At 58.8% G+C, this 12,120-nt stretch carries 8 protein-coding genes; 1 reads left to right on the top strand and 7 read right to left on the bottom strand.

What is annotated here, in order from left to right; genetic code table 11:
* Nucleotides 1-95: 95 nt before the first annotated feature.
* Nucleotides 96-2,039 (bottom strand): ATP-dependent zinc metalloprotease FtsH, encoded by a 1,944-nt coding sequence (ftsH, locus tag A8B84_RS15470; protein ID WP_064229998.1) that lies wholly within the window; start codon nucleotides 2,037-2,039, stop codon nucleotides 96-98.
* A gap of 386 nt (nucleotides 2,040-2,425) precedes the next feature.
* Here ftsH and yhbY point away from each other — a divergent pair, with 386 nt between their 5' ends.
* Nucleotides 2,426-2,737: a ribosome assembly RNA-binding protein YhbY gene (gene yhbY / locus A8B84_RS15465; protein WP_064229997.1), complete on the top strand. Its 312-nt coding sequence runs from the start codon at nucleotides 2,426-2,428 to the stop codon at nucleotides 2,735-2,737.
* A 77-nt stretch (nucleotides 2,738-2,814) separates the two neighbouring features.
* Here the strand turns inward: yhbY and greA are convergent, their stop codons facing one another.
* The 6 genes from greA to dnaK form a co-directional block, all read right to left on the bottom strand.
* The gene (gene greA / locus A8B84_RS15460) at nucleotides 2,815-3,294 is read right to left on the bottom strand and encodes a transcription elongation factor GreA (protein WP_082905172.1); all 480 of its coding nucleotides are present in this window, start codon (nucleotides 3,292-3,294) and stop codon (nucleotides 2,815-2,817) included.
* A gap of 4 nt (nucleotides 3,295-3,298) precedes the next feature.
* Nucleotides 3,299-6,517, bottom strand: a complete 3,219-nt coding sequence (gene carB, locus A8B84_RS15455; RefSeq protein ID WP_064229996.1) for a carbamoyl-phosphate synthase large subunit — start codon at nucleotides 6,515-6,517, stop codon at nucleotides 3,299-3,301.
* Between the two features lie 80 nt (nucleotides 6,518-6,597).
* Nucleotides 6,598-7,728, bottom strand: a complete 1,131-nt coding sequence (carA, locus tag A8B84_RS15450; protein WP_227512853.1) for a glutamine-hydrolyzing carbamoyl-phosphate synthase small subunit — start codon at nucleotides 7,726-7,728, stop codon at nucleotides 6,598-6,600.
* Between the two features lie 399 nt (nucleotides 7,729-8,127).
* Nucleotides 8,128-8,928 carry a 4-hydroxy-tetrahydrodipicolinate reductase gene (gene dapB / locus A8B84_RS15445; protein WP_064229994.1) on the bottom strand — a complete coding sequence of 267 codons (801 nt, stop codon included), beginning with the start codon at nucleotides 8,926-8,928 and terminating at the stop codon, nucleotides 8,128-8,130.
* Between the two features lie 25 nt (nucleotides 8,929-8,953).
* Entirely contained in the window at nucleotides 8,954-10,081 is a 1,128-nt protein-coding gene (gene dnaJ / locus A8B84_RS15440) for a molecular chaperone DnaJ (RefSeq protein WP_064229993.1), read from the bottom strand.
* Nucleotides 10,082-10,160: 79 nt separating this feature from the next.
* On the bottom strand, nucleotides 10,161-12,086 hold the full coding sequence (gene dnaK, locus A8B84_RS15435; protein ID WP_064229992.1) for a molecular chaperone DnaK: 1,926 nt from the start codon (nucleotides 12,084-12,086) through the stop codon (nucleotides 10,161-10,163).
* Nucleotides 12,087-12,120 lie beyond the last annotated feature (34 nt).

The raw sequence follows: 12,120 nt of genomic DNA, 5'->3' as shown, positions 1-12,120 counted from the left end.
GGCAAACCTTGTTCACAATGACAAAAACAAACGCCGCCCGGAATCCGGGCGGCGCAGGGAACTACACTAATTTTCTGACCTGAGGTCGTTAGCCGTCAGTGCTCTCCAGCCGGTCGGCCAACACCGGGATGACGACCATCATCAGACGCTTTCGGCTCCGGCGAAGCTTCAGGCTCGTCGGCCTTGACGCCTCCAGCAGGCCCACTACCACCCCAACCTTTGGGCTCGCGCGGTTCGCGGCCTTCCATGATGTCATCGATCTGGTAGCGGTCGATGGTTTCGTATTTCATCAATGCTTCGGCCATCAGGTCGAGCTTGTCCCGGTTGTCGATCAGAATCTGCTTGGCTTTCTCATAGCAGCTGTCGATGATGTTCCGGACTTCCTCATCAATACGCTGGGCAGTTTCCGGCGAGTACACCGTCTGGGACTGACCCGCAGAACGGCCAAGGAACGGCTCTTCACTGTCGGTATCGTATTGCAGAGGCCCAAGCTTCTCGGACAGACCCCAGCGAGTCACCATGTTCCGCGCCAGACTGGTCGCCCGCTCGATGTCATTGGAAGCACCGGTGGTGACACCGTCAAAACCAAGCGTCAGCTCTTCGGCAATCCGGCCACCAAACAGGCTGCAGATCGAGCTGATCAGGAAGCGCTTGCTGTGGCTGTACTTATCCTCTTCCGGGAGGAACATGGTGACACCCAGAGCGCGGCCGCGCGGGATAATGCTCACCTTGTAAACCGGGTCGTGTTCCGGCATCAGCCGTCCAACAATCGCGTGGCCAGACTCATGGTAAGCCGTGTTCCGCTTTTCCTTCTCGCTCATGACCATGGACTTGCGCTCGGCGCCCATCATGATCTTGTCTTTGGCGAGCTCAAACTCTTCCATAGACACCAGACGCTGGTTACGACGGGCGGCGAACAGAGCTGCCTCGTTTACCAGGTTGGCGAGGTCCGCACCGGAGAACCCGGGCGTGCCGCGAGCAATCAGCACCGGCTCAACACCGTCAGCCAGGGGCACTTTCTTCATGTGCACCTTCAGGATCTGCTCCCGACCAATGATGTCAGGCAGACCAACCACAACCTGGCGGTCAAAACGGCCCGGGCGCAACAGCGCAGGATCGAGCACGTCCGGACGGTTGGTCGCGGCGATCACAATAACGCCTTCATTACCTTCGAAGCCGTCCATCTCAACCAGCAACTGGTTCAGAGTCTGCTCACGCTCGTCGTGGCCACCACCCATACCGGCACCACGATGGCGACCGACAGCATCAATCTCGTCAATAAAGATGATGCACGGGCTCTGTTTTTTGGCCTGTTCGAACATATCGCGAACACGGGAAGCACCCACGCCCACGAACATTTCGACAAAGTCGGAACCGGAGATGGAGAAGAACGGCACCTTGGCTTCGCCAGCAATAGCTTTGGCGAGCAGGGTCTTACCGGTACCCGGCTGGCCGACCATCAGAACGCCCTTGGGAATGCTGCCACCCAGACGCTGGAACTTGCTGGGATCCCGGAGGAAGTCCACCAGCTCTTTCACGTCTTCCTTGGCCTCATCAACACCGGCCACATCCGCGAAAGTGGTCTTGATCTGGTCTTCACTCATCAGGCGAGCCTTGCTCTTGCCGAACGACATGGGGCCTTTGCCGCCACCGCCGCCCTGCATCTGACGCATGAAGAACACAAACAGAGCGATGATGATCAGTATCGGGAACGCGGCCACCAGCAGCTGTGTCCACAGGCTCTGGCGCTCAGGCTCTTTACCGATAACCTCAACGTTGTTCGCGAGAAGATCGTCCATCAGCTTGTTGTCAGACACCTGAGGACGGATTGTCTGGAACTGGGAGCCGTCACCACGGGTACCCTGAACCTGCAACCCATCGATTGTGACCTGACGGACCTGGCCTTCCTGGACCATCTCCACAAACTGGGAATAATTGACTTGTTGGCCGGTGGTGGTGGGAGAAAAGTTCTGAAACACCATCAGCAGCACGGCGGCTATAATTAGCCAGAGAACCAGATTTTTTGCCATATCGTTCAAGGATCATCACCTGTGAATTGAAGGGTATACCTTTTGCAAAGCACCCTTTTCTGACACCTTACACCAATTGTACGCCCGTCCACCAGAAACGGCCCATCCGTATCGGCCACATGAGGCATACAGTCTTTTCGATGAAAAGCAGCCCTAACCTTCATATTGGGCGTCATATCTGAAATTACAACAGCAACCCCGGATACAGCCCACTTCCTCGGAGGTTTTGACCCATCGCCCGCGGGTTGGTTCCTTCAGCGTGCTGCAACCGCGTTGATACGTGTTAACGGCCATTTTTACAGCACAACGATCTGTTACAATCTCCTGATTATACGTTCGTGTCAGCACTTTCGCCGCTGACCTTTTGTTAATTGCACCGATAAAGAGATTACATCATGAGTTTTTCACCGGAACAGCGCCGGGAATACCGGGCCATTGCCCACAACCTCAAGCCCGTTATCATCGTTGGCGACAAAGGCCTGTCCGAGGGACTCCAGGAAGAACTGGAGCGCGCACTGAACGATCACGAACTGATCAAGATCAAGGTGGCGAGCCAGGACCGCGAGGCAAGACAGGAAGCCATCACTGCCCTGTGCGAATCCTCTGGCGCTGAGCTGGTTCAGACCATCGGGAAGATCGCCGTTATTCTGCGTCGGGCCAAAAAGCCCAACCCCAAGCTTTCCAATCTGTTGCGCCACAAGCACTGACCCGACGTCTGGGCCAGCAGGAACAAAAAAGCCGGCTGGGGAAACCCGAGCCGGCTTTTTGTTACCTGCAGATCGGATCAGACGTATTCGACCTGCTCGATCTCATATTCCACGGTACCGGAAGGCACGCGAATCGCGACCACATCGCCCTCGCTCTTGCCGACCAGGGCCCGGGCAATGGGAGAGGAAATCGACAGCTTGCCTGCCTTGATATCCGCCTCATCCTCACCAACGATCTTGTAGGTCACCTGCTCATCAGTGTCCATGTTGAGCAAATGCACCGTGGTACCGAAAATCACCTTGCCGGTATTCTCCATGGTGGTTACGTCGATCACCTGAGCAGCTGAAAGCTTGCCCTCGATTTCCTGGATCCGGCCTTCGATAAAGCTCTGCTGCTCGCGGGCAGCATGGTACTCGGCATTTTCTTTCAGGTCGCCGTGCTCACGGGCGTCGGCAATCGCCGCGATAACCCGTGGACGGTCTTCGGACTTCAGCTTCTGAAGCTCCTCGCGGAGGCGGGTCTCGCCCGCCTTTGTCATCGGTACTCTGTCAGCCATAGTCTCACTTTCCTGCGTGAAGATCCTGGAGGCGGCGTACAGTGCGCTCCGGGCCGAATTTGATGGCCCGACAGAAGGCTTCGCCGCCCGCCAGGGTTGTTGTATAGGTTACCTTGGTCTGCAATGCCGACTGACGGATCTGGGCCGAGTCGGAAATCGCCTTGCGACCCTCGGTGGTATTGATGATCAGCTGAACCTGACCGTTCTTGATGGCATCCACAATATGCGGACGGCCTTCACGGACCTTGTTCACCCGATCAACCTCGATTCCGGCCTCTTTCAGGGCCTTGGCAGTGCCGGTGGTGGCCACAAGCTTGAAGCCGGCCTCAACCAGATCACGGGCCACTTTCGCGGCGCCGGGCTTGTCGACATCCCGGACCGACATGAACGCAGTCCCCTTGGCCGGCAGACGCTCGCCAATAGCCAATGCGGCTTTGGCAAAAGCCTCGTCAAAGCTGTCACCCAGGCCCATGACCTCACCGGTAGACTTCATTTCCGGCCCCAGGATCGGATCCACCGCCGGGAACTTGTTGAACGGGAACACCGACTCTTTCACCGCGTAGTAGCGCGGGATGATTTCCTGGGTGAACTCCAGCTCTTTCAGGGTCTTGCCAGCCATCACCCGGGCGGCCACCTTGGCCAGGGACACACCAATGGCCTTGGACACGAACGGCACGGTCCGGGAGGCTCGCGGGTTAACCTCGATCACGTAGATCTCGCCATCCTGCCAGGCCAGCTGCACGTTCATCAGGCCAATCACATCCAGCTCGATGGCCATCTTCTTGACGGCATCGCGCATTTCGTCCTGAACCTGCTGGGACAGGGTGTACGGCGGCAGCGAACAGGCAGAATCACCGGAGTGCACGCCGGCCTGCTCAATGTGCTGCATGATGCCGCCAATCACCACATCCTTACCGTCGGAGATGGCATCGATGTCCACCTCAATGGCGGCATTCAGGAAGTGGTCCAGCAGCACCGGGCTGTCGTTGGAGACCAGCACCGCGTTGCGCATGTAGCGAACCAGTTCTTCCTCGTCATAGACGATTTCCATGGCCCGACCGCCCAGTACATAGGACGGGCGAACCACCAGCGGGTAGCCAATTTCACGGGCTGCCAGGATGCCTTCCTCGTGGCTGCGCACGGTGGCGTTTTCCGGCTGCTTCAGGCCGAGGCGGGTGATCATCTGCTGGAACCGTTCCCGGTCCTCGGCGCGGTCGATGGCGTCCGGGCTGGTGCCGATAATCGGCACGCCGGCCGCTTCCAGGCCTCGGGCCAGTTTCAGCGGGGTCTGGCCGCCGTACTGGACGATGACGCCCTTGGGCTTCTCGACATGGATGATTTCCAGCACGTCTTCCAGGGTAATCGGCTCGAAGTACAACCGGTCGGAGGTGTCGTAGTCGGTAGACACGGTCTCCGGGTTGCAGTTGATCATAATGGTTTCATAGCCGTCTTCACGCATGGCCAGGGCCGCGTGCACACAGCAGTAGTCGAATTCGATGCCCTGGCCGATCCGGTTGGGGCCACCACCGATCACCACGATCTTGTCGCGGTCGCTGGCGTCCGACTCGCACTCTTCCTCGTAGGTGGAGTACATGTAGGCGGTATCGGAGGCAAACTCCGCGGCACAGGTGTCCACGCGCTTGTAGACCGGGCGGATGCCCAGGTCGTGGCGCAGCTTGCGCAGGCTCACCTCGGAGATGCCCAGCAGCTTGGCCAGACGGGCATCGGAGAAGCCCTTGCGCTTAAGACGGAACAGGGTCGCCTGGTCAATGTCGGCCTTGCCGGCACTCTTCAGCGCCTGCTCTTCCCTGATCAGGTCCTCGATCTGCACCAGGTACCAGGGATCCACGTGGGTATGTTCGTGCAGGTCCTCCACCGTCATTCCAGCCCGGAAAGCGTCGCCGATGTACCAGATGCGGTCGGCACCGGGCACATTCAGTTCGCGGGTCAGGGTTTCCCGGGAATTCTCGGAGTCCAGGTCTTCGAGTTTCTCGTCAAAGCCTTCGGAGCCCACTTCCAGGCCGCGCAGGGCTTTCTGCAGGGATTCCTGGAAGGTCCGGCCAATGGCCATGACCTCACCCACGGATTTCATCTGGGTGGTCAGGCGGGCGTCGGCCTGTGGGAACTTCTCGAAGGTAAACCGGGGGATCTTGGTGACCACGTAGTCGATGGACGGCTCGAACGAGGCCGGGGTCACGCCGCCGGTGATTTCGTTGCGCAGCTCATCCAGGGTGTAGCCCACCGCCAGCTTGGCAGCGACCTTGGCAATCGGGAAACCGGTGGCCTTGGACGCCAGCGCCGAGGAACGGGACACCCGCGGGTTCATTTCGATCACCACCATGCGCCCGGTGTCCGGATTAATGCCGAACTGGACGTTGGAGCCGCCGGTTTCCACACCGATCTCACGCAGGACCGCCAGGGAGGCGTTCCGCATGATCTGGTATTCCTTGTCGGTGAGGGTCTGGGCCGGTGCCACGGTGATGGAGTCACCGGTGTGCACGCCCATGGCGTCGAAGTTCTCGATGGCACAGACAATGATGCAGTTGTCGTTCTTGTCCCGGACAACTTCCATCTCGTACTCTTTCCAGCCGATCAGGGACTCGTCGATCAGCAGTTCGTTGGTCGGCGACAGGTCCAGGCCACGGGTACAGATTTCTTCGAATTCGTCGCGGTTGTAGGCAATGCCGCCGCCGGAGCCGCCCATGGTGAAGGACGGACGGATGATGCACGGGAAGCCGATGTCGTCAGCCACTTTCCAGGCTTCTTCCATGGAGTGGGCGATGGTGGCCCGGGGGCATTCCAGGCCGATCTTCTTCATGGCCTTGTCGAAGCGGTCCCGGTCTTCGGCTTTATCAATGGTATCGGCGTTGGCGCCGATCATTTCCACGCCGTGCTTTTCCAGGATGCCGTGGCGCTCCAGGTCCAGGGCGCAGTTCAGTGCAGTCTGGCCGCCCATGGTGGGCAACAGCGCATCCGGCTGCTCTTTCTCGATGATCTTCTCGACGGTCTTCCAGGTAATCGGCTCGATGTAGGTGGCATCGGCCATGACCGGGTCGGTCATGATGGTTGCCGGGTTGGAGTTAACCAGAATAACCCGGTAACCCTCTTCGCGCAGCGCCTTGCAGGCCTGGGCTCCGGAGTAATCAAACTCGCACGCCTGCCCGATCACAATGGGGCCGGCGCCCAGGATCAGGATGCTTTGGATGTCGGTACGTTTTGGCATGTCTTGGTAAACCTGTCAGCAACTTTTGAATTCTGGCAGCGCAACACGCGGCGCCCGTGAGTTTTCCGTGGCGATCGGTCTCAGGCCGATCGCGCCTCCATCAGGCGGATAAACTCGTCAAACAGCGGGGCCACGTCATGGGGACCGGGGCTGGCTTCCGGGTGGCCCTGGAAGCTGTAGGCCGGCTTGTCGGTCCGGCGAATGCCCTGCAGGGTCCCGTCAAATAGGGACTTGTGAGTCGCCTCCACATTGGCCGGCAGTGTTGCCTCATCCACGGCAAACCCGTGGTTCTGGCTGGTAATCATCACCGTGCCCCTGGCGATGTCCTGCACCGGATGGTTGGCACCGTGGTGGCCGTGCCCCATCTTCATGGTCTTGGCGCCGCTGGCCAGGGCCAGCAACTGGTGACCCAAACAAATACCAAACACCGGGATCTCGGTTTCCAGCACTTCCTTGATAGCGGTGATGGCGTAATCACAGGGCTCAGGGTCCCCGGGGCCGTTGGACAGGAACACACCGTCCGGATTCATCGCCAGAACCTCGGAGGCCGGAGTCTGCGCCGGCACCACGGTGATGTCGCAGCCTCGGGAGGCGAGCATCCGCAGGATGTTCAGCTTCACGCCGTAATCCCAGGCAACCACCTTGAATCGGGACTCTTCACGCTCACCGTAACCCTCGCCCAGGGTCCACTCGGTTTCACTCCAGGACCAGATCTTGTCGGAGGTAACCTCTTTCGCCAGATCCATGCCCTTGAGGCCGGGGAAGGCTTTGGCCAGTTCCAGCGCACGCTCAGCGGTGGCGTTTTCACCCGCAACGATGGCACCGTTCTGGGAGCCTTTGTCCCTGAGGATACGGGTGAGACGGCGGGTATCAATGTCGGCGATACCAACAATGTTGTTGCTTCGCAGGTAATCGTCCAGAGTTCCCTTGCTGCGCCAGCTACTGGCCAGCAGAGGCAGATCGCGGATGATCAGGCCGGCAGCCTGGATGCGGTCTGACTCGATGTCTTCTTCGTTCACACCGGTGTTGCCGATGTGCGGGTAAGTCAGGGTAACGATCTGGCGGGAATAGGACGGGTCGGTCAGGATTTCCTGGTAGCCGGTCATGGCGGTGTTGAACACCACTTCACCGCTGGTTTCTCCGTCAGCGCCGATGGCTGTGCCGTAGAACAGGCTTCCGTCTGCGAGTGCAAGGATTGCTGGTGTGCTCAAGGCTTGTATCCTCATCGAGTGGCGTATCGGTTCGTCACGAACAGGAACGCAAGCGCAAATTCAGGTTGCAAAAAAGCGAGACGGAGTCTTAACTCGGTCCCGCTTTTTCAGAAACTTGGTGCAAAGGTACGCTTGGTGCAGTCAAACCGCCTTATTGTAAAAAATATGGAGGTTTGTGTCCATGGGAAATGTCTTTGCACGACTGGGACCGAGACACCGGCGGGCGCTTGGGATTTCTTTCCCGGGAACCGCTACAAGCACGTCCGTGTGCGCTTGTTTCGGGCCATCCCTGGCCCTCTACATTCCCGGGAAAGAAATCCCAATCCCCCACCTCGGAGAGTGCCCTCAAGCAGGTAGGTCGGATTAGAGGCGCCAGCCTCGTAATCCGACAAACAAACTTCACTTCAGATCCAGAACATCCTGCATGTCATAAAGCCCCGCAGGCTTATCCGCCAGCCACAACGCCGCCCGCATCGCACCTTTGGCAAAGGTCATCCGGCTGCTGGCCTTGTGGGTCACTTCGATGCGCTCCCCCTCGGTGGCGAACAACACGGTGTGATCACCGACCACGTCACCCGCGCGAATGGTTTCAAAACCGATTTCCTTGCGGGTACGCTCGCCGGTGAAGCCTTCACGGCCATAAACGGCGCACTCCTTCAGGTCGCGACCGAGGGCATCGGCGACAACTTCGCCCATGCGCAGGGCGGTGCCGGAGGGCGCGTCTTTCTTGTGGCGGTGATGGGCTTCGATGATTTCGACGTCGTAGTCGTCACCCAGGGTTGCGGCGGCGGTGCGCAGCAGGTTGAGGACAACGTTAACGCCGACGCTCATGTTGGGTGCGAACACCACTGGCGTGGATTCGGCGGCCAGTGCCAGTTGCTGCTTTTCGGCGTCGGACATGCCGGTAGTGCCGATCACGAGCATTTTGCCGTTAGCCTTGCAGAACTCGGCGTTCTCCAGGGTCAGGTCCGGGAAGGTGAAGTCGATGAGGACATCGAATTCGTCCTTCACATCGGCCAGGCTGCCGGCCATTTTCACGCCGGTTTTGCCGATCCCGGTCATTTCGCCCGCATCGGCACCGATCAGGCTGCTGCCTGGCTCGACAACGGCGGCACCCAGTTCAAGGCCTTCGGTACCGTCTACGGCTTCGATCAGGACTTTTCCCATGCGCCCGGCGGCGCCGATGATTGCTACCCTCATGCTCGCGTTCCTTTTGTCGGGCCGATCAGAATTTCATTTCGTCGAAGAAGCTTTTGACACCTTCAAACCAGGAGCTCTTCTTCGGGCCATGCTCTGTGCCGTTGCTGCCATCCAGGGTTTTCTGGAACTCTTCCAGCAGCTCTTTCTGGCGCTTGGTCAGATTCACCGGCGTTTCCACGATCACACGGCACAGCAAGTCACCAGCAGGACCGCCACGAACCGGGCTGACACCCTTGTTACGCAGACGGAACAGCTTGCCGGTCTGGGTCTCCGGTGGAATCTTCAGCTTCACCCGGCCATCCAGTGTCGGCACCTCGAGCTCTCCACCGAGGGAGGCATCAACAATGCTGATGGGAACTTCGCAATAGAGGTTGCGGCCATCGCGAGTGAAGATGGAGTGCTCGCGTACGGCGATCTGCACATACAGGTCGCCTGGGGGGCCGCCATCAACGCCCATCTCGCCTTCACCGGAAAGACGAATGCGGTCGCCGGTGTCCACGCCGGGTGGCACTTTAACCGACAGTGTTTTCTCTTCCTGAACCCGGCCCTGGCCGTGACAGGCCTTGCAGGGGTTCTTGATGATCTGGCCGGAGCCCCGACAGGTCGGACAGGCCTGCTGTACGGTAAAGAAGCCCTGCTGCATGCGCACCTGCCCCATTCCCTTACAGGTACCGCAGGTTTCCGGGCGGGAGCCTTTCTCGGCACCGCTGCCGTCGCAGACTTCACATTCACGATGCCCCGGAATCTTGATCTGGACCGTCTTGCCTTTCACGGCCTCTTCCAGATCAAGCTCCAAGGTATAGCGCAGGTCGGCGCCACGGGTGTTGCGGCCACGGCCGCCGCCACCAAAGATGTCACCGAACACATCGCCGAAGATATCGGAGAAGCTGGCACCGCCGCCTCCGAATCCGCCACCGCCAGCCTGGCCGTCAACGCCGGCATGACCGAACTGGTCATAGGCAGCCCGCTTCGACGGCTCTGCCAGTACTTCGTAGGCTTCGCTGGCCTCTTTGAACTTGTTCTCGGCTTCGGTGTCGTCCGGGTTACGGTCGGGGTGGTACTTCATTGCGAGCTTTCGGTACGCTCGCTTGATTTCCTTCTCGTCCGCGTCCCGGGAAATCCCGAGAATCTCGTAATAATCGCGCTTGGCCATGCTTTTAAAACCCTGTTTTTAAACGCGGAAAACGCGGGGGAACTCCCCGCGTTTTCCAACTGCCTGATGTACGTCAGATTTATCGCTTGTCGTCGTCTTTGACTTCTTCGAACTCAGCGTCGACGGCGTCGTCAGACTGCTGGCCCTGGGCTTCTTCCTGCCCACCGGCCTGCTGCGCCTGATCCGCCTGATCTGCATACATCTTCTGGGCCAGCTCGGAAGAGACTTCCGTCAGCTTCTGAGTCTTGGCCTCGATGTCTTCCTTGTCGGAACCTTCCAGAGCCTCCTCCAGCTCTTTAATGGAAGCTTCGATAGACTCCTTCTCGCTGTCGCTGACCTTATCACCGGCATCCTTCAGGGTCTTGCGAACGGCATGAACCATTGCATCACCCTGGTTGCGGACCTGGACAAGCTCTTCGAACTTGCGATCTTCCTCAGCATTCGCTTCGGCATCGCGAACCATCTTCTCGATTTCGTCATCGTTCAGACCGGAAGAGGCCTTGATCACGATGGACTGTTCCTTGCCGGTAGCCTTGTCCTTCGCGGACACGTTCAGGATACCGTTGGCGTCGATATCGAAGGTTACTTCGATCTGCGGAACGCCGCGCGGCGCCGGCGGAATATCTGCCAGGTCGAAACGGCCCAGAGATTTGTTCTGGTTCGCCTGCTTGCGCTCACCCTGGACCACGTGAATGGTCACGGCAGTCTGGTTGTCATCCGCTGTAGAGAAGGTCTGCGACTTCTTGGTCGGGATCGTGGTGTTCTTATCGATCAGCGGAGTTGCCACGCCACCCATGGTTTCGATACCCAGGGTCAGCGGGGTTACGTCCAGCAGCAATACGTCTTTCACGTCGCCAGACAGAACGGCCGCCTGAATCGCAGCACCCATGGCCACGGCTTCATCCGGGTTAACGTCCTTGCGGGCTTCTTTGCCGAAGAACTCTTTAACCTTCTCCTGCACCAGCGGCATACGGGTCTGACCACCAACCAGGATAACCTCGTCGATTTCACCAGCCTTCATGCCCGCGTCTTCCAGAGCCACCTTACAGGGCTCAAGGCTGCGCTGGACCAGGTCTTCCACCAGGGACTCCAGCTTGGCGCGGGTCAGCTTCACATTCATGTGCTTGGGACCAGACGCGTCTGCAGTGATGTACGGCAGGTTAACGTCGGTCTGCTGGCTGCTGGAAAGCTCAATCTTGGCCTTCTCGCCAGCTTCCTTCAGGCGCTGCATCGCCAGGGAGTCGCCACGCAGGTCGATGCCGCTGTCTTTCTTGAACTGGTCTGCCAGGTACTCGATGATCTTCAGGTCAAAGTCTTCACCACCGAGGAAGGTGTCACCGTTGGTGGCCAGAACCTCGAACTGGTGCTCACCGTCCACATCGGCAATTTCGATGATGGACAGGTCAAAGGTACCACCGCCCAGGTCATATACAGCCACGGTGCGGTCGCCGCTCTTCTTGTCCAGACCATAAGCCAGGGCAGCCGCGGTCGGCTCGTTGATAATCCGCTTCACTTCCAGACCGGCAATCTTGCCTGCATCCTTGGTAGCCTGACGCTGGCTGTCGTTGAAGTAAGCCGGCACGGTGATAACCGCTTCGGTCACTTTCTCACCCAGGTAGTCTTCTGCAGTCTTCTTCATTTTCTTGAGAACTTCTGCAGACACCTGCGGCGGCGCCATCTTCTCGCCCTTCACTTCTACCCAGGCGTCACCGTTGTCCGCCTTGGCGATTTTGTACGGCACCATCTTGATGTCTTTCTGAACCACGTCGTCTTCAAAACGACGACCGATCAGACGCTTGATGGCGTACAGGGTGTTGTGCGGGTTGGTTACAGCCTGGCGCTTGGCTGACTGGCCAACCAGGGTCTCGCCATCGTCTGTGTAGGCGATGATGGACGGGGTGGTGCGATCACCCTCGGCGTTTTCAATAACCTTCACCTTATCGCCATCCATGATGGCAACACAGGAGTTGGTCGTTCCCAGATCGATACCGATAATTTTGCTCATTGAGTCACTCCGATTCTTCTGAATGCTTTCCCGG

It is taken from the genome of Marinobacter sp. EhC06, from assembly GCF_001650915.1.
GTDB lineage: Bacteria > Pseudomonadota > Gammaproteobacteria > Pseudomonadales > Oleiphilaceae > Marinobacter.
The sequence above is the reverse complement of the archived record's forward strand: the minus strand, read 5'-3'. Positions and strand labels throughout refer to the sequence as shown.